The 17,598-nt window shown below is 38.8% G+C and carries 17 protein-coding genes; 15 read left to right on the plus strand and 2 right to left on the minus strand.

The genetic code is table 11. From position 1 onward, the window contains the following. Positions 1-11 precede the first annotated feature (11 nt). The gene (locus F3D3_RS13530; protein ID WP_069874714.1) at positions 12-1,220 is read left to right on the plus strand and encodes a hypothetical protein; all 1,209 of its coding nucleotides are present in this window, start codon (positions 12-14) and stop codon (positions 1,218-1,220) included. A gap of 287 nt (positions 1,221-1,507) precedes the next feature. On the opposite strand, the gene F3D3_RS24170 is transcribed toward F3D3_RS13530, so the two are convergent. Then, a complete protein-coding gene (locus F3D3_RS24170; protein WP_175438377.1) occupies positions 1,508-1,681 on the minus strand; it encodes a hypothetical protein in 174 nt (57 codons plus the stop codon). Positions 1,682-2,150: 469 nt separating this feature from the next. Here F3D3_RS24170 and F3D3_RS13535 point away from each other — a divergent pair, with 469 nt between their 5' ends. Beyond that, a complete protein-coding gene (locus F3D3_RS13535; protein WP_069874715.1) occupies positions 2,151-2,996 on the plus strand; it encodes a Cof-type HAD-IIB family hydrolase in 846 nt (281 codons plus the stop codon). A 38-nt stretch (positions 2,997-3,034) separates the two neighbouring features. Here the strand turns inward: F3D3_RS13535 and F3D3_RS13540 are convergent, their stop codons facing one another. Further along, entirely contained in the window at positions 3,035-4,261 is a 1,227-nt protein-coding gene (locus F3D3_RS13540) for an aminopeptidase (RefSeq protein WP_069874717.1), read from the minus strand. A 477-nt stretch (positions 4,262-4,738) separates the two neighbouring features. Here F3D3_RS13540 and aroF point away from each other — a divergent pair, with 477 nt between their 5' ends. The 13 genes from aroF to F3D3_RS13605 all read left to right on the plus strand — a co-directional run bounded on the left by aroF (position 4,739) and on the right by F3D3_RS13605 (position 17,586). Beyond that, positions 4,739-5,629 (plus strand): 3-deoxy-7-phosphoheptulonate synthase, encoded by an 891-nt coding sequence (gene aroF / locus F3D3_RS13545; protein ID WP_069874718.1) that lies wholly within the window; start codon positions 4,739-4,741, stop codon positions 5,627-5,629. Position 5,630: 1 nt separating this feature from the next. After that, the gene (locus F3D3_RS13550; RefSeq protein WP_084389036.1) at positions 5,631-6,491 is read left to right on the plus strand and encodes a prephenate dehydrogenase/arogenate dehydrogenase family protein; all 861 of its coding nucleotides are present in this window, start codon (positions 5,631-5,633) and stop codon (positions 6,489-6,491) included. Between the two features lie 223 nt (positions 6,492-6,714). Continuing rightward, entirely contained in the window at positions 6,715-7,791 is a 1,077-nt protein-coding gene (gene aroB, locus F3D3_RS13555) for a 3-dehydroquinate synthase (RefSeq protein ID WP_069874720.1), read from the plus strand. Further along, positions 7,788-9,122, plus strand: a complete 1,335-nt coding sequence (aroA, locus tag F3D3_RS13560) for a 3-phosphoshikimate 1-carboxyvinyltransferase (protein WP_069874721.1) — start codon at positions 7,788-7,790, stop codon at positions 9,120-9,122. The genes aroB and aroA overlap by 4 nt, the downstream gene beginning before the upstream one ends. Then, the gene (aroC, locus tag F3D3_RS13565; RefSeq protein WP_069874723.1) at positions 9,094-10,182 is read left to right on the plus strand and encodes a chorismate synthase; all 1,089 of its coding nucleotides are present in this window, start codon (positions 9,094-9,096) and stop codon (positions 10,180-10,182) included. The genes aroA and aroC overlap by 29 nt, the downstream gene beginning before the upstream one ends. Beyond that, positions 10,175-10,996 carry a prephenate dehydratase gene (pheA, locus tag F3D3_RS13570; protein WP_069874725.1) on the plus strand — a complete coding sequence of 274 codons (822 nt, stop codon included), beginning with the start codon at positions 10,175-10,177 and terminating at the stop codon, positions 10,994-10,996. The genes aroC and pheA overlap by 8 nt, the downstream gene beginning before the upstream one ends. Next, positions 10,993-11,766: a shikimate dehydrogenase gene (locus tag F3D3_RS13575; protein WP_069874727.1), complete on the plus strand. Its 774-nt coding sequence runs from the start codon at positions 10,993-10,995 to the stop codon at positions 11,764-11,766. Before pheA ends, F3D3_RS13575 begins: the two co-directional genes overlap by 4 nt. A gap of 208 nt (positions 11,767-11,974) precedes the next feature. After that, positions 11,975-12,847: a branched-chain amino acid ABC transporter permease gene (locus F3D3_RS13580; protein ID WP_069874728.1), complete on the plus strand. Its 873-nt coding sequence runs from the start codon at positions 11,975-11,977 to the stop codon at positions 12,845-12,847. Between the two features lie 8 nt (positions 12,848-12,855). After that, positions 12,856-13,857 (plus strand): branched-chain amino acid ABC transporter permease, encoded by a 1,002-nt coding sequence (locus F3D3_RS13585; RefSeq protein ID WP_139132090.1) that lies wholly within the window; start codon positions 12,856-12,858, stop codon positions 13,855-13,857. Beyond that, positions 13,835-14,626: an ABC transporter ATP-binding protein gene (locus tag F3D3_RS13590; RefSeq protein WP_069874730.1), complete on the plus strand. Its 792-nt coding sequence runs from the start codon at positions 13,835-13,837 to the stop codon at positions 14,624-14,626. Before F3D3_RS13585 ends, F3D3_RS13590 begins: the two co-directional genes overlap by 23 nt. Continuing rightward, positions 14,613-15,332 carry an ABC transporter ATP-binding protein gene (locus F3D3_RS13595; protein WP_306455959.1) on the plus strand — a complete coding sequence of 240 codons (720 nt, stop codon included), beginning with the start codon at positions 14,613-14,615 and terminating at the stop codon, positions 15,330-15,332. The genes F3D3_RS13590 and F3D3_RS13595 overlap by 14 nt, the downstream gene beginning before the upstream one ends. Positions 15,333-15,350: 18 nt before the next feature. Further along, on the plus strand, positions 15,351-16,658 hold the full coding sequence (locus F3D3_RS13600; RefSeq protein WP_069874733.1) for an ABC transporter substrate-binding protein: 1,308 nt from the start codon (positions 15,351-15,353) through the stop codon (positions 16,656-16,658). A 25-nt stretch (positions 16,659-16,683) separates the two neighbouring features. After that, positions 16,684-17,586, plus strand: a complete 903-nt coding sequence (locus F3D3_RS13605; protein ID WP_084389046.1) for an alpha/beta fold hydrolase — start codon at positions 16,684-16,686, stop codon at positions 17,584-17,586. Positions 17,587-17,598: the final 12 nt, after the last annotated feature.

A 17,598-nucleotide genomic window follows, 5' to 3' on the forward strand; every position in this document is an offset into this window, starting at 1 on the left:
AAGGGGGGCTTATGGAATTTTATCTACAGTTTGCACATGGAATGAAGAGTATGACCATAGAAATGGCCAAAAAATGGGGTGGTGTCAAGGTGATTTTAAGCCCTAGAGATATTACTCCAGAACAACTAAAAAAATGGAGTTCAGATTTTAAAAAAAATAATGTTGAGTGCCTTTTTGATCCTCAATGCTATTTTCCTAAAAGTAATCATAAGAAGTTATCACAATATGATTATTGGGATAACTCATTGGCAACAAACATGGGTTCAATGCTTAGCTATGAGGAGCAATTAATTGAAAAAGTTTTATCATATAATAATGTTGTTGAAACAAAAAAATTTATTATTCCTTCATACTTAATAAATTATAGTGAAGATTGGTTGATAAAATGGAAAAAATATTCAGAAAAAGTTGTGGATGCTGCTAATAAAATTGAATTAAGTAAGGAGAAATTATTGACACTAGTTTTACCTAGTGAGTTGCTCCTTCAACATGAAGAAGTGATAGAAAAATTTATTGAGGAAGCGATTACATTGGATATTGATGGATACTATATTGTTCCTCAACCACCAGAGGAAAAGTATTTGGTTGATAATCCATTATGGTTTACTAATCTAATGCTTATATGTGCAGCTTTAAAGCTTAATGAAAAAAAAGTGATTGTAGGTTATGGTAATCATCAAATGTTGAGCTTAGCAACAGCTAAAATTGATGGATTTGCTTCTGGAACTTATTTGAATGCAAGAAGATTTTCAAATAAATATGATGATCAAGATATGGGGATTAAGAGAAAAACAACTTGGTATTATTGTCCACAAGCAATGTCAGAATACAAGATTTCATTTTTAGATAGTGCATATAGTAGTGGAAGTATAATGCTTTTAAAACCTGATGAGGGATTAACAAATGAATATAGTGATTTACTATTTTCTAATGTAATGCCATCCACAGTTCAGTTTAATGAGACTAAAGCTTTTATGCATTATTTTCATTGTTTAAAAGAACAGATCAAAATGTACTCAAGAGATACCTATACTGAAACAAAGGCAGCAAATGAATTGTTGCTTGAAACAGCTGAAAGAAGAATTGAGTTGCTTGAAAAAAGAGGTGTATTTGCACAAACGCGAAGTTTTAAAGATGTTGTTGATGTAAATAGAGCTGCTATTAGTCGATTACATACAGCAAGAGGTTTTTTATTAGAGCATTCTTGGAATTCTTTATAATAATTGTACGAAACTGCACTTTTTATATGGTATCCTTATCGGATAGAAAGCTATGAAGCATGGCTTCTGAAGGTTAATTAAAAACCTTCTCGGATTCTTGCTTATTTTCATGTAACAAAAGAAGAGGCGCATGAGCAGAAAAAAATCCAAAGTGCCGATGAATGGGTTTCAAAAATCTAATATTTAAATCTAAGGTTTATGGAATTTACAACTCCTTATTTCTAGTTTGATTCAGCAGAATGTAGATTTTTAACGAAAAAAAGAGCTAGATTGATGGGATCTAGCTCTTAATCATCAAGATAGGAAGTTAAGTTATTTAAACCTGCACCAAAGTAGTTGGCAGAAGGCTTTAGATAGTCATATGAGGACTCGCCCCTCTTTTTAAATTCTACGACCTTACCTGAAACTTGTTTAATGGTTTCAGGTTCATTATTCTTTACAGTATAAGCTTCTAGTTTCATAATAAGACCTCCATATTTTATAGTTTGAGTAAGAATCCAAGGTGTATAAAAATCCTTTACATGGTATATATATGCAATTTAGGGTATAAAAATCCTCATCCATTTTTACAATAGGACGAGGCTAATTGCGGAACCACTTATTTATACCAAAGTCTTTAAAGGAACTACCCAAATTCATTGATTCATTCGCAACCATTGTGGTTAGAAATCTGATTGCGAAGTGTCAGTATATTTATACTGAACAGTTATATTAATAGGTATTATAACAAGGGCAGAATCGTCTGTCAATACAAATTGTGAGAATATTTTTAAAAAACTAATAATTTGTTAGAGTGTCAAAAGTAGTTTCTAAAATGTTCTCGTAGGACGGACTTTGAATGTTCAAGAAAATATAACATTTCCTTGATTGAATTATAGAGCCGTTATGGTTATACTGAGGAGAGGACTTCACAAGGAGGTGAAATATATTATGGAGAATACAAAAAGAATTAAAGCAGTGATCTCAGACCTTGATGGTACACTTTTAAATCAACATCATACCTTAAGTGAATTGAGCAAAGAGACCATTAAAGTATTAAAAGATCATGGTGTACAGTTTTTAATAGCAACCGGGAGGCACCATTGTGATGCAAAGAAGATTAGAGAACGTTTGGATGTAGAGGCTTTTATTATTGCAGCTAATGGTGCAACAGTACTTAATCCAGCAGGTGAAATCATTCATCAAGCGGTGATGAATCCCGAAGTTGTCGCACGATTACTAGAGCTAGAAATTGGAGAAGGTGTTTTTAAAAACATTTATCAAGAAGACCATTGGATGGTGGAAGTGATAGATCGCGTTTTTGAAGATTACTATCAAGAAGGGGATTTTGTCTATACACTTTGTAAATTGAAAGAGCAACTCTCAAAGCCGATTAATAAAATGTTTTTTACATCGAGAGATCATGATCTTTTGATACCCATCGAAAAGCAAGTACTCGAAAATTATGGTGATTATGTGGATGTAACTTTTTCGATGCCTCAATGTCTTGAAATAATGCCAAAGGGAACGAATAAAGGACAGGCACTCACTGAAACACTAAAACATCTTGGGATTACACTTGATGAAAGTGTTGCTTTTGGGGATGGCATGAATGATTTTGAAATGTTAAGTGTCGTTGGCACGGGTTACCTTATGGCAAATGCAAATGATCAACTTAAAATGCGATTACCTAATAATCCGCAAATTGGACATCATGCAGAGGATGCTGTGGCTAAAAAAATCATTGAGATATTTTCAATAGAATCCATTAAAAAAGACCCTTTAAGTGCTTCTTAAGAACTTAATAGGGTCTTTAAAACATAAGGAGGCTTTTTTTATGCCCAGTTGCCATTTTTAAAAATAACAACGGTTTTACCATCATGAGTGGTTGCAGTGATGTTAAGCATTTCAGAACCGACCATGAAATCAACGTGGATTAAACTGTAGTTACCGCCAAGTTTTTCAAGCTCTTGTGGTGAGACTTCTAATCCTCCTTTGATAGTGGTAGGGTAGGCACGTCCAAGTGCAAAGTGACAAGTGGCATTTTCATCAAATAGAGTATTGTAGAAAATTTTGCCGCTTTGATAGATCGGACTTGTGACAGGCACCAGTGCAACTTCACCAAGATAGCGTGCACCGTCATCAGTGTCAAGCAGCGCTTTTAATGTTTCGTATCCTTTATCAGCACTGAAACTGATGATTTTCCCTTTTTCAAAAGTGAAGGTGAAATTTTCAATAAGAACACCGTTGTGACTCAGTGGCATAGTGGCTTTAAGGATACCCTCTACTCCAAATTTATAGGGTGCCGAAAAAACTTCTTCCGTTGGCAGATTGGGCACATAATAAGCGTCGTTGGAAGTGTTGACACTACCACCACCTTCAAATACATAGTCCATAGGGAGTTCTACTGTTAAATCCGTACCTGGAGCTTCGTAGTGAAGCGATTTGATATGGAGATGATTGAGGAAATTAACTTTTTCTTGAAGCTTCTCCACATGTGATTCCCAGGCCATAACGGGATCGTGATGATCAATGCGATTTACTTCATAGATTAATTGCCAGAGTGCGTCGATACCAGCCTCAATAGATAATTCTGGGAATACTTTTTGTGCCCATTCTGGAGAGGGTACAGCAATCACAAGCCAACTGACACCGCCTTTGCTGAAAATTTCGCGATAGTTAGAAATCCCTATGGCAGTACTCTTGTTAACGCGTGCAATTTTAATGGGATCAACGTCTGCGAGTAAATCTGGATTGGGTGCTAAGACTGAAATCACACAAGCGCCATCTCGTGCATAGCCTTCCATGTACTCTGCTCTCCAGAGTGGGAAATAATCAAGATGTTCGTCACTCGAATACAAATATCTGAGTTTATTTTGAAGATCGTCATGGTATTCGCATCTGACAAGGCTTGCGCCAGAGAGATAAGCAACTTCTGTTAATGCTCTGACATATTCCAGTGCTGTCACAGGTGCGTTGATGATTAAAGGTTGGCCGGGCTGTAGATTTACACCCACTCTGATGGCAACCTCAGCATATTTTTTTAAAAGAGTTGTATCCATAAAACCTCCGTAAAAATTATTTTATACACTTATAATATCATGTTTTATTAAGGGATGGTCAATTTATTTTGGAAAGTAAAACACGGTTGCGAAAAAATTGGCAGTTCAAAAAAATGCATGTAAATTTCAAAAAAGCAGTTGACAGGAACTTTGAGAGTGCTATAATCAATTTCAAATCAACAAGAACTACTGAGATCAAATCTCAACAAATATGAAAGCGGTGTCATTATGTTATCTTCTAAAAAATTCCTTAAAAACAATACATTTTTCTTTTATTACGGTTGGAGCTATTTTTATTTTAGCGCTGACTATTTGTATTGCAACGGAATATTGAAGAACAACCTAATGAGTTTAGGCACAGCATAGTATTATCCACATGCTGGAATTAACAACTAAGAACTAATGGAGACTCATAGGAGTCTCTTTTTTTTATGTCAGCAGCAACAAACTGTTAAATTATGCCAAGGAGGTATTGAGATGGTAAGTGCCATTCAGAGAAAAGAAAGAGAAGAAAAAGAACAAGAAATTATCGAAATGATTGCGAGGATTAAAGAACCTTTTAAAATGGCAAGTAGAGCATACAAAGGTGTTGACTCAATGGTTACTGTAGAAGGCAGAAGTATCGGTAATGGTCACTTTGCAGTAATTGCAGGACCGTGTTCAGTGGAAAGCCATTCACAAATCATAGATATAGCACAATCAATCGATGGATCAGGTGCCAAATTTTTAAGAGGTGGTGCGTTTAAACCAAGAACATCGCCATATGATTTTCAAGGCCTTCAAGGTGAAGGTTTAGAACTCTTGAGAGCGGCAAAGAAGGCGACTGGCATGCCGTTTGTAACAGAAATTATGTCGGTAAAGCAACTTGAAGATTATGCAGATATTATTGATGTGGTTCAAATTGGTGCAAGGAATATGCAGAACTTCGATCTTTTAAAAGCAGCAGGTAAAATCAATAAACCAGTACTACTCAAAAGAGGCATGTCGGCTACAATCGAAGAATTTTTGATGGCATCTGAATACATCTTAGCAGGTGGCAACCATCAAGTGATCCTATGTGAACGCGGCATTAGAACTTTTGAGAAATACACGCGAAACACTTTGGATTTAAGCGCTATTCCCGTGATTAAAAGATTTTCTCACCTACCAGTGGTTATTGATCCATCACATGCAACGGGAGATGCGAGATATGTTGAATCCATGGCACTTGCGGCAGTTGCAGCGGGTGCAGATGGTCTGATGATTGAAGTGCATAACAATCCAGAAAAAGCGGTGTCTGACGGTAAGCAATCATTGACACCACAAGCGTTTAAAGAATTGATGATCAAAGTGAAACAAATCGCAGAAATTACAGGAAAGATGATGTGATATGAATATGAACGCATTGAAAGCACAAAGGGGGAAGCCAATTGGGGTATCAGTTGCAATAATCGGGTTAGGTTTAATAGGCGGTTCACTGGCAAAGGCAGTTAGAACCCATACGAATCATCATATCATCGGCTTTGATCTTCAAAAGGATGTGATGACATCCGCACTATCAGAAGGCGTGATAGATGAAGCGCCTGAGCGGATCGAAGAGACACTTGGGAAAAGTGATATCGTATTTTTATGTCTCTATCCATTTGAGACGGTTGAATTTGTTAAGCAACATTACAATGATTTTAAAGAAGGTTCAATCGTCACGGATACAGCGGGCCTCAAATCAGAGATTGTTCAGTTTTATAGCAAACTCACGCATAATGCAAAGGGCATTGATTTCGTAGGTGGACATCCCATTGCTGGCAGTGAAAAATCCGGATTCTCCAACTCATCTGATCAGTTTTTTGTAGGCGCTTCTTATGTTTTGACGCCTCACAGAGGGAACAGAGCATCTTCTATTGAACAGTTGACGGCATTAATTCAGAAAATTGGATTCAGTTCTGTAACTTGCATGGAAGCTGGGGTACATGATGAGATGATTGCTTATACAAGTCATTTGCCGCATATCATCGCATCACTCCTTCTTAAAAACAAACCGAATGCTGAAGTCAATTCACTTGTCGGAGGCAGTTTTAGAGATGCCACAAGAGTGGGGAACATGAACCTAGCGCTCTGGACAGAACTTCTGATGTGTAATCAGTTCAATGTAATCAAAATTTTAGAATCTTTTGAAACCGAAATTAAGGCTGTACAGGTAGCACTTAAAAATCAAAATGTAGATGATTTAAGTGGACTTATAAGCTTTAAGTAATTTTGATATAATAAGTTGACAGTATTAAATTCAAATTAGGCTCAAATTTTGTGGTTTATATAACCCTTGAGGAGATGTCCCCCACTTCTTAAAATGGGGGGTTCCTGATCCAGTGGGAGTCCAAACGCCCGCTGGATGCAATCCGATAGGATTGCAAGAGGGTTACGAAGGTAGCGAAGCGGACTGAGTATACGCTTTGATAAAAAAACAAGGAGTCCATAATATGGCAAGAAGCATCACAGTGACAACGCCTCAATCGGAATATGATATTATCATTGATGCTGGATGGATTGATGCGCAAAAAATAAATGAAATCATCCAAAATCGAAAGTACTTAATTGTAACAGACGAGAATGTCTATTCGCATTATGGCGATCTCTTGAAATCTTTTGAATGTCTTGTACTCCCTGTGGGCGAGGGCACTAAAAGCCTTAAATACTTTGAAAAGGTTATAGACCTGCTGCAAGATAAGCAGTTTAATCGATCCAGTGTATTGATCGCCTTCGGTGGGGGGGTCATAGGAGACCTCACGGGTTATGTGGCAGCATCCTATATGAGAGGGATCCATTTCGTTCAAATACCAACGACATTGCTGGCTATGGTTGATAGCAGCGTGGGTGGCAAAGTCGCTATAAATCATACCAGTGCTAAAAACTTGATTGGTGCCTTTTATCAACCAGAGGCCGTTTATATGGATGTCAATTTTCTAAAGACATTGACTCAGAAAGTACTTTCAGATGGTATGGCAGAGGTTATCAAATACGGTTTGGGTTTTGATCCTAAGCTTTTTAGTAAACTAGAAGCCTTAAACCTGGATAAGTTGAGTTCGCCTGAACATCAAGAAGCAGTACTGGACATCGTTGAGACATGTTGCCGGATCAAAGCGCAGATTGTACATGAAGATGAAAGAGATGTTGCAGTGAGACAATTGCTCAATTTAGGACATACCATTGGACATGCCATTGAGCAGTTTTATCAGTATAAAAAATATACGCATGGGCAAGCGATTGCTATTGGTATGGTGGTAAAGAGCCGAATTGCCTTTTTCGAAAAAAGAATAGACCAACAGGCCATTGAGCGTATCGAAAAATTATTTGAGCAGTATCATTTACCACTTGAACTTGAAGAACCAAAGATGTTTTCTACGCTACTGGAAGCCATTCATTTAGATAAGAAATCGACTGGCGCTCATATTAAATGGATTTGTGTAGATGCCATTGGAAAATGTCGAATTGAAGGTGTGCAGTTTGAAGAAATTGCTCAAAAAATTAAAAATATGAATAGGGAATGTGATCTATGAAAACAAACAGCATCATAATAGAACCTCATAAATTATCGGGTACGGTTAATGTACCCCCATCAAAGAGTTTAAGCCATCGTGGCATTATGTGTGCGGGCCTATCAGAATATGTTTCAATCGTTGAGAATCTAATTTACTCAGATGATATCATCACTACAATTGAAGCGATGAAACATTTTGGCATGCAAGTTTTAAATGAAGAAAAAGTAGGTGAGCGTTATCGCCTCACCTTGCAAAACAAAGCCATTACTAAACTCAAAGCCCAAGATTATAAAATTATTTCAGAACCCACTACTGTACATTGCAGTGAATCAGGAACGACAATTAGATTTTTAATGCCATTCTTTACTTTATCTAGCGCACCAATGACCTTTACAGGTAAAGGGCGATTGGGTGAGCGACCATACGAAACCTTCTATAAGCTTTTAAGAAATCAAAACATTCCCTATGAGACCACAGAAGGCTTGTTGCCTGTAACCATAACAGGCACATTAAAACCAGATCACTTTCAGATGGCTGGTAATGTGAGTTCGCAGTTCATCAGTGGTTTAATGCTTATTTTACCACTGCTTGGAGAAACCTCTAAGATCGAACTGACGACACCGCTTGAATCTAAAGGTTATGTGGATTTAACCATTGACACGTCTAGACAATTTGGTGTTTCTGTGGAAATGCCTGATCCTCAAACGTTTGTTATAAAAGGGAATCAACATTATAAAGGTACAACATATGCAGTAGAAGGTGATTACTCACAAGCTGCGTTTTGGTTAGTGGCAGGAAGCCTTGGCAATGAGGTTATGCTGGAAGGCATGCAAAAAACATCGTTACAGGGTGATCATGCGATTTTAGAAATCGTAGAAAGACTAGGCGGTAAAATAACTTGGCAAACAGAAGGGGTAATGGCTACACCGTCAGATTTATCAACGGTTATAGTAGATGCTTCTCAGTGTCCCGATCTCGTGCCTGTATTGACGGTTCTGCTCAGTATGGGGAGTGGCACTTCTGAAATTATCAATGCGGGTAGGTTGCGCATAAAAGAATCCGATCGACTAAAGGCGATTTGTACAGAGCTCAATAAAATGGGTGGACAAGTAGAAGAGCTTGAAGAGGGTTTAAGGGTAAATGGTGTTAAGGGTTTTAAAGGTGCAGTGGTTGACTCTTGGAATGATCACCGAATTGCGATGGCGCTTGCAATCGCTGCGACACGTGCAGATGGGCCCGTAGAAATCACTGGATTTGAGGCCGTAAAGAAATCCTACCCGATGTTTTGGGTAGACTATGAAAAATTAGGAGGCGTGATTCATGGGGAGTCAGATTGGCGAAATTTATAAAGTATCCATATTTGGTGAATCACACGGCACTGCTATAGGGTGTGTGATCGAAGGCATTCCAGCAGGAACAAAACTTGATTTAGACTTGATTCGCAAGAGAATGGCACAGCGTAAACCAGGTCAAGGAGCGTTTACGACACCAAGGCAAGAAGGTGACCGCTTTGAAATTCTAAGCGGCTTCTTTAACGATCAGACCACAGGAACTCCCCTTTGTATGATGATTAAAAACCACGATACGAGATCAAAGGATTATGAAAAGACAAAAGCGCTTTTAAGACCTGCTCATGCAGATTACACGGGTGCAATCAAATGGCATGGTGCCAATGACTTTCGTGGTGGCGGCCATTTTTCAGCTCGATTGACGGCACCGTTAGTCTTTGCAGGTGCCATTGCAGAACAACTATTGGATGCACTGAACGTCAAAGTCATATCTCAAGTGGAATCGGTGGGAGCCGTGAACTGTAAGAGCCTTGCAGAATATGACGATATCATGCCTTTGTTAGACCAGTTTGATAAGACACCACTTTTGATTCATCCTGATTATGAAGCTTCTGTTCTAGAGGAAATTGAGAATGCTCGAAATGCACTGGATTCTGTAGGGGGTGTGGTGGAAACTTTGGTTTTAAATATGCCAGTGGGCGTTGGCAATCCAATGTTCGATACTATAGAAAGCGAACTCTCGTATGGCTTATTCGGCATTCCGGCTGTGAAAGGTGTGAGCTTTGGGACTGGGTTTGAGCTTTCAAAAATGAGAGGATCAGAAGCGAATGATGCATTTATAATAGAAGAAAATGTGATTAAGACGAAAACCAACCACAACGGTGGCATTAATGGGGGGATCAGCAATGGCATGCCCCTTTGGTTCAGATGCGCATTCAAACCAACGCCTTCTATAGCAAAACCTCAAGACACTGTGAATCTAGAAACTTTTAAAGCAGAAAAACTTGAAATCATCGGAAGGCATGATCCGTGTGTCGCTCTTAGAGGTGCAGTTGTGGTCAAAGCCGTGACTGCTATCAAAATTTATGACCTTATAAGAAAGGAGATGGCAAATGGTTAAAATTGCTTTACAGGGCATTGAAGGCTCATATAGCTATGAGGCGATGCTTCAATTATATGGTCCAAAACCTTATGCGTGTTATGATACATTTGAATCGGTCTTTGAGTCTGTGATGACTGAACAATGTCAACTTGGTATTTTGCCAATTGAAAATTCATCCACGGGCAGTATTTCAGCTGTATATGATTTGCTCAATCAATATGATGTACAGATCGTGGCAGAGACAACCCTTCGTATCAATCACAACTTAATGGCGATAGAACCAATTTCTCTGAGTGAAGTTGAGGTTGTCTATTCGCATCAACAAGGCTTTGATCAATGCCAAATGTTCTTTAAAAAGCATGAAAATATGCACCGAATTCCATTTAAGAATACGGCATTAAGCGCACAGAAAGTGGCTCAGGAAAAAAAGAGGAATCAAGCAGCTGTAGCAAGTACTCTAGCTGCAAAGCAGTTTGGTCTTCATATAATAGAAGCAAACATCAACGATCAAGTTAATAACTTCACAAGATTTATCATCATTAGTAAAGAAGTCGTATTAAATCCAAAAGCCGATAAAATTTCTTTCCAAGCTGTAATAAACCACACCCCCGGATCACTCTACAAGATGCTCAGTTGTTTTGAAACAGAACAAATTAATCTTCTTAAAATAGAGTCTAGGCCCATTCGAAATAAAACATGGGAATATACTTTTTACATTGACTTTGAGGGGAACCTTGAATCTGAATCTACGCTTAAAGCATTAGACAATATCAAACGCTATTCTAATGCTTTTAAACTATTAGGCAATTATAAAATGGGAGAGCCTGTATGAGGCATTACGGGTTGTTGGGAAAAGGCATTACTTATAGTATATCACCAAGGATTCATACGTATGTCTATGAGCAATTATCTTTAGACTGTGATTATAAAATAGTAGATGGCGTTCTTGAAGAAAAATTAGAACTGCTAAAACAATTGGACGGTTTTAATGTCACCATTCCATACAAGCAGGAAATCATGCCTTATCTTGCAGATCAAGATGAGGCATCACGTAAAATTGGTGCAGTGAACACGGTGGTAAAGAACGCTGGTAAATGGTTTGGCTATAATACGGATTATCATGGGTTTAAAGAAACGCTGTTGTCTATTTCTAATAAGATACCAGAAAGTGCTGTGATTTTAGGGACAGGTGGTGCCGCTAAAGCGGTCTATCATGTGCTTAAAGATGTAGGGGTAAAAGCAATCTGGATTGTTTCAAGAAAAGCAAAAACAAGCTTTGAAAATGAGTGCTGTATCACTTATGAAATGCTTGAAAACAGTGAGATTCAAAGTGATTTGCTTATAAATTGTACACCAGTTGGTAGAGCGCAAGATTCACCTGTAAGTGAGCAGGTGGTTAGACGTCAAAAAAGTGTGATCGATATCATCTATGTGCCCACGATGACACCGCTCTTGAAAATGGCTGAAAGCCTTCAAATTCCATATGCTAATGGTCTAATGATGTTGATCGTTCAGGCTTTATACGCGGATCAATTATGGTTTCCAGACACATCAATTCAGATACAAAAACTTTATCAAGAGCTTAAATGGATTGTGGAATAGATGTTCATTCTTTGTACAGAAACTTGTACAAAGAATGAACATTTTTTTTATGCCTATAAATAACGCTTGAAAGGCATTGTGGATATTAATGCTTAGAAGTATTGAAAATACAAGTATGCAGAAGGCTTGATGCATTAAATTTTTTGAAGCTGAATTTGGCATTGTATTTGCAACTATACATAGATACATTGCATTAAGGAGGGGAAGAATGACATTATTTTTTCAAAATATCGTAGGAGGCATGCAATCTGCCAGTATGTATGGACTTGCAGCACTAGGTCTTGTACTCATTTATAAGACAACAGGTGTTATCAACTTTGCTCAAGGAGAGCTTGGTATGTTCCATGCATTTGTTGCAGCAGCACTTTTGGCCGCGGGTGTTCCCGTAGGGTTAGCGGTTTTAGTGACATTGCTAATTGCAGGTGCGGTGGGTTTTTTAATTGAATGGGGGATTATGCGCCATGCGGTTAAGATTGATCCACTTGGCAAGATGATCATGACCATGGGGCTGGTTATGGTTGCCCAAGGATTGGCACCCATGTTATTTGGAAACAATCCATTATATTTTCCAAAACTACTTGGAGGCGATCCAATCACCATTTTTGGTATCTCTATACTGCCCAATACACTTCTCATTATCACCATCACTCTAACGATTATGGGGATTCTCTTTTATGTTTTACAGAAGACACGGTGGGGGCTTGCCATTAGAGTCACTGCTGAAAATGTGAATACGGCTAGACTTATGGGCATTCCTACACAACGCGTTTCACTTGTGATCTGGATGCTGGGGACTGTACTCGGTGCACTTGCAGCGATTATGGTGGCACCACTGACCACTGTTAGTGTCAGTATGATGGCAGATATTCATCTCAAGTCATTTATTTCTGCAGTTTTAGGCGGCTTTGCAACGTTTTATGGACCTGTGGTGGGTGCCTTTATCATTGGGATGCTCAACAATATTATTGGATTTTATATTTCATCAAAGTGGGCAACTGCAATTTTATATGTTTTCATACTCATTGTTTTAGTCCTTAAACCAACAGGGTTGTTTGGTAAAAAATTCATTAAGAAAGTGTAGGTGGCAGCGTGCAGTTATTAAAAAGAAAACCTTTACAATACAGTTTGTTTGGCATTATCGCCATTGTTTTACCTATGCTTTTAAGTGCAAAGGGTTCAACCTACACATTGCTTGCATCTATTGGCATTATCTCAATTGCAGCCCTTGGTTTCAATATTCTGTTGGGTTATTCTGGTCAGATCTCATTGGGTCATGGTGCTTTCATGGGCATGGGCGCTTATATGTCCGCTTATTTGGTGGCGAAGATGGACCTCCCCTTTATCGTTGGGCTTGTCATGGCGGCAGTTATTCCCTTACTCGTAGGATTTGTGCTGGGCTTAATTGCTTTGAGGCTTGAAGGGCATTATCTTGCCATTGCAACATTGGGTTTTGCAGTGGTCATCGAAGAAATATTTGCAGAGTTTTCTGGATTTACAGGAGGCTGGTCAGGCACAAAAGCAGGTTTTCCTGAAATCTTGGGTTACAAATTTGATAAGGAATCCGTTTACGCTTTAGTGATCTTTGTTTTGGTTGGACTGATGATTGCCACTTATAATTTTATGAAATCTTCAACAGGCAGGGCACTAATTGCCATGAAAAAAAGTGAACATGCGGCACAAGCTATGGGTGTCAGCTTGTTCAAATACAAATTATTGGCTTTTTCATTGAGCACGATGTATGCGGGAATTGCAGGGAGTCTTTATATCCACTTTTTCAGATTCTGCGAACCTAAACTGTGGGGCATTGGGCTATCGCTTGATTTACTTGCAAGTGTTGTTATTGGAGGCATTGGAACAATAGGGGGTGCTGTGATAGGTGTGGCTTTTCTAAAGCTTTTACCAACATTCTTACAGGGACTCCCCATACTTGGCGATATAGATGGTCTTTCGTTTGTCCTGACAGGTGTATGTATCATTATATTCATCATGTTCTACCCTAAAGGGTTAATCAATATCCCAAATGACCTATATGCAAGGTTTATAAAGAAGCGCAAAAAAGGAGGTAAGGATGGCATCCGTGTTGAAAATTGAAAATCTCTCCATTAGCTTCGGCGGGTTGAAAGCGGTTGATGACCTCAGCTTTGAAATAGAAGATAAAATGATTTACGGTCTTATTGGTCCGAACGGTGCTGGGAAAACAACTGTTTTTAACTGTATTACGAAGTTTTATACGCCAAATCAAGGCAGTGTGAAATTCAAAACCATTGAAGACAAAGTCGTTGAATTAATGGATTATAAAGTACATGAAATCGTAAAATTAGGCTTAGTCAGAACCTTTCAAAATGTGGAACTCATCAAAGATTTGTCCATTATCGATAATCTTTTAATTGGGGCACATTCTCAATACAAAGCGACGGTTATAGAACAGGCTTTTATGCTCAAACGTGCACGCTTTGAAGAAAAACGGATTCGTGAAAAAGCGATGCATATCCTCAAAGATTTAAACCTTGAAGACAAAGCAGAAGAGATTACAGGTTCACAACCTTACGGCGTACTCAAAAATGTGGAACTTGCCAGAACCCTAATGAGTGATCCTAAGCTAATTATCATTGATGAACCCGCAGCTGGATTAAATGAAACAGAGACAGATGCACTTGCGATCATGATTCGTAAGATCAGAGATACCTACCATTGTGCCATATTGATGGTTGAACATGATATGGGACTTGTTATGAATACTTGTGAGCGCATTTGTGCGATCAATTTCGGCAAGAAATTGGCGGAAGGCACGCCAGATGAGATCAAACGCAACAAGGATGTTCAAGAAGCCTATCTTGGGAAGGAGGATGAAATTGCTTAAACTTGAAGGATTAAAGGCCTCGTATGGAAGTATTGTGGCGGTTAAAGGCATAGATATTCATATTCCTGAGGGCAAAATTGTGGCACTTCTTGGATCAAATGGTGCGGGAAAGACTTCCACACTGAAAGCGATTTCAGGTGTATTACCCGTGGACCAAGGGCTAATAGAATTTAAGGGAGAATCCCTTTTAAATTTAAAACCAGAAAAAATAGCACAAAAGGGAATTGTTCAATCTCCAGAAGGGCGTCAGATATTTGTTTCTTTGACAGTAGCGGAGAACTTAAGAGTGGGTGCATTTAATGAACGCCGTAAAAGTGTCATTCAGGAGAGACTAAAATTTGTTTATGACCTATTTCCAAGATTATTAGAAAGACAAAATCAAGTATCAGGAACGCTTTCGGGTGGGGAACAACAAATGCTTGCCATCGGCAGAGCACTTATGGCGAATCCTTCAGTGCTCTTGCTAGATGAACCCTCGCTTGGACTTGCACCCTTAATTGTGAAAGATATATTCGAAATTATTAAAAAATTAAATCAGCAAGGCGTCACGATTTTGATTGTAGAACAAAATGCGTTACAAACTTTAAAAATTGCAGATTATGCTTATGTTTTAGAGACAGGCAGAATAATCATGCAAGGCAAAGGGTTGGATTTACTTCAAGATGAGCGCGTTATAGAAGCTTACCTTGGTGGCAATAAATCATAAAATTAGGAGGAGAAAGAGATGCAATTTAAGAAGAGTTTAATCATTTTACTAGCATTTGTTTTGATTATGGGGATGTTTACGGGGTGTGGAAAGGCAGCAGCTGAACCTGCAAATACAGAGTCGAGTCCTGCTGTTTCTGAAGGCTCAGAAGTAACACCTTCGGCAGAGCCCGCTACTGAAGAGGTATCTCAAGGGGTAACAGACACTGAGATTCTCATTGGAAATAGTGCGGCTACAAGTGGTGCGTTTGCACCGATTGGTCTTCCTTTTATTCACGGCATTGAAGCCTATCTTGAGGCAGTGAATTCAGCAGGGGGAATCGATGGTAGAAAGATCAAATTTATTCATTATGATGATGAATTTGACCCCGCAACAACGGCGCAATATTTAGAGAAATTATTGTTTGAAGATAAGGTCTTCTCAGTGGTTGGTCATTTTGGTTCGCCATGTATCGCAGCAACCTTGATGGACCTTGAAGACAGTGGTGTGCCAGCAGTTTACTTTGCGGGTGGCGTTGCAGATTTGTACAGTACGGATGATCCTGAGCGTACGATATATCCTGTACAACCGATTTATTCATATGAAGGCAAGATTATGTCTGCATATGCAATCAACTATTTTAAAGCGACGAAAGTGGCGATTATCTATACCAACAATGAAGCGGGCATCAACACTTTTGAAGGGATTAAAGAGCAACTTGCCACCTATCCAGACATTACCATCGTTGCAGTGGAATCTGTATCTCCAGGTCTTACAGATGCAACTGCCCAAGTGTTAAAAGTGAAAGAGGCCGCTCCAGAAGTGATTATTATTCCGTCGCTTTCAGCTGAACTTGCACCAGTGCTTAAAACGATGGAACAACAAGGCGTAACTGGTATTCCAGTGGTGACAACGTATTCTAACGTTTCCAGTGTATTCGTGGACAGCAATTACAACGAAGCTTCAAAGGTAATGGAAAACTTATATGGACTTGGCTGGGTAGATCTTGAAAGCAATCCTAAAGTTTGGGAGGATTTCGTAGCAAACATGACAAAATTGGGTTATCAAGATGAACTCAATGCTTATTCAGCAACTGGATGGATTGCAGGAAGTTTCTTTACCGAAGGTGTTAGAAGAGTTGCAGACAATGGTCAAGTTCTAAACTTTAAAAATTATATGGAGGCACTTGAGTCCGCACCCATTCAAAATCCTTTTGGGGGCTCCATCAGTTATGCAGACGGTATGAGAACAGGTACGCAACAAATGGTTTTATCTAAAGTAGATGTGAATAGTCCTTCGAAATGGACTTCAGTGACTGGCTTTTTTGGTATAGACGATTTAAAATAAGAGTAGGTGATAAAATTTGATTGAGATGGAATTTAAAAAAATGCAAGTGGGCAATGAAATCTTGGCTTATAGAGAATGTGGTGAAGGGGCTCGTACACTCTTGCTGATTCATGGTAATATGTCATCTTCCTTACATTTCGATCATTTGATGAATGCTCTATCGGATGAGTTTAAAATCTATGCACCTGATTTACGTGGGTTTGGACATTCTTCCTATCATGAATCATTTGATTCGTTAAAGGCACTAAGTGAGGACTTAGAATATTTCGTAGATAAGCTCAGACTAAAAGACATAGAGCTTGTGGGATGGTCAACTGGTGGTGGTATTGCCATGCAGTTTGCAGCAGATAATCCAGGGTTAGTCAAACGCTTGGTTCTGCTGGAAAGTGTAGGGGCCTCAGGATATCCTATGTATTTTAAAGATGAAAAAGGACACCCAGATTTGTCCAGACCGCTTATGACAAAAAGTGAAATTGCATCAGATCCAGTTCAAGTGGCACCAGTGCTTGAGGCTTTATCTAAAGGAGATTCCGCTTTTTATAGAGCGCTTTGGGATGCGGCAATTTACACGGGTGCTAAAAAACCAGATGTGGAAGACTATGTACGCTATATTACGGAGATGCTTTTGCAACGGAATTTAGTAGATATTGATTATGCGCTTTCAAGATTTAACATAACAGACCTTGAAAACGCTTATGGTAAGGGCACTGGTGATGTGAAAAAAATCAAATGTCCTGTGATTGTCGTTCAGGGTGAAAAAGACATCGTGGTGCCCATGGCTATGGCAGAGGAAATTTTAGCGCAGCTCAAGTGTGAGAAGACTTTAAAAGTTTTAAAAAATAGTGGACACAATCCTATGGTAGATCAATTAGATAAAGTGAAGTCGATTATCATAGGGCAGAAACAAAGCGATGAGAGCTGTCTATAGAACTGGAAAAGT

It is taken from the genome of Fusibacter sp. 3D3 (genome assembly GCF_001748365.1).
Lineage (GTDB): Bacteria > Bacillota > Clostridia > Peptostreptococcales > Acidaminobacteraceae > Fusibacter_A.

Excerpts from the sequence above, each read along its gene's own strand:
- F3D3_RS13530 (WP_069874714.1), top strand. The coding sequence starts at position 12 with ATGGAATTTTATCTACAGTTTGCACATGGAATGAAGAGTATGACCATA.
- F3D3_RS24170 (WP_175438377.1), bottom strand. The coding sequence starts at position 1,681 with ATGAAACTAGAAGCTTATACTGTAAAGAATAATGAACCTGAAACCATT.
- F3D3_RS13535 (WP_069874715.1), top strand. The coding sequence starts at position 2,151 with ATGGAGAATACAAAAAGAATTAAAGCAGTGATCTCAGACCTTGATGGT.
- F3D3_RS13540 (WP_069874717.1), bottom strand. The coding sequence starts at position 4,261 with ATGGATACAACTCTTTTAAAAAAATATGCTGAGGTTGCCATCAGAGTG.
- aroF (WP_069874718.1), top strand. The coding sequence starts at position 4,739 with ATGGTAAGTGCCATTCAGAGAAAAGAAAGAGAAGAAAAAGAACAAGAA.
- F3D3_RS13550 (WP_084389036.1), top strand. The coding sequence starts at position 5,631 with ATGAATATGAACGCATTGAAAGCACAAAGGGGGAAGCCAATTGGGGTA.
- aroB (WP_069874720.1), top strand. The coding sequence starts at position 6,715 with ATGGCAAGAAGCATCACAGTGACAACGCCTCAATCGGAATATGATATT.
- aroA (WP_069874721.1), top strand. The coding sequence starts at position 7,788 with ATGAAAACAAACAGCATCATAATAGAACCTCATAAATTATCGGGTACG.
- aroC (WP_069874723.1), top strand. The coding sequence starts at position 9,094 with ATGGGGAGTCAGATTGGCGAAATTTATAAAGTATCCATATTTGGTGAA.
- pheA (WP_069874725.1), top strand. The coding sequence starts at position 10,175 with ATGGTTAAAATTGCTTTACAGGGCATTGAAGGCTCATATAGCTATGAG.
- F3D3_RS13575 (WP_069874727.1), top strand. The coding sequence starts at position 10,993 with ATGAGGCATTACGGGTTGTTGGGAAAAGGCATTACTTATAGTATATCA.
- F3D3_RS13580 (WP_069874728.1), top strand. The coding sequence starts at position 11,975 with ATGACATTATTTTTTCAAAATATCGTAGGAGGCATGCAATCTGCCAGT.
- F3D3_RS13590 (WP_069874730.1), top strand. The coding sequence starts at position 13,835 with ATGGCATCCGTGTTGAAAATTGAAAATCTCTCCATTAGCTTCGGCGGG.
- F3D3_RS13595 (WP_306455959.1), top strand. The coding sequence starts at position 14,613 with ATGAAATTGCTTAAACTTGAAGGATTAAAGGCCTCGTATGGAAGTATT.
- F3D3_RS13600 (WP_069874733.1), top strand. The coding sequence starts at position 15,351 with ATGCAATTTAAGAAGAGTTTAATCATTTTACTAGCATTTGTTTTGATT.
- F3D3_RS13605 (WP_084389046.1), top strand. The coding sequence starts at position 16,684 with ATGGAATTTAAAAAAATGCAAGTGGGCAATGAAATCTTGGCTTATAGA.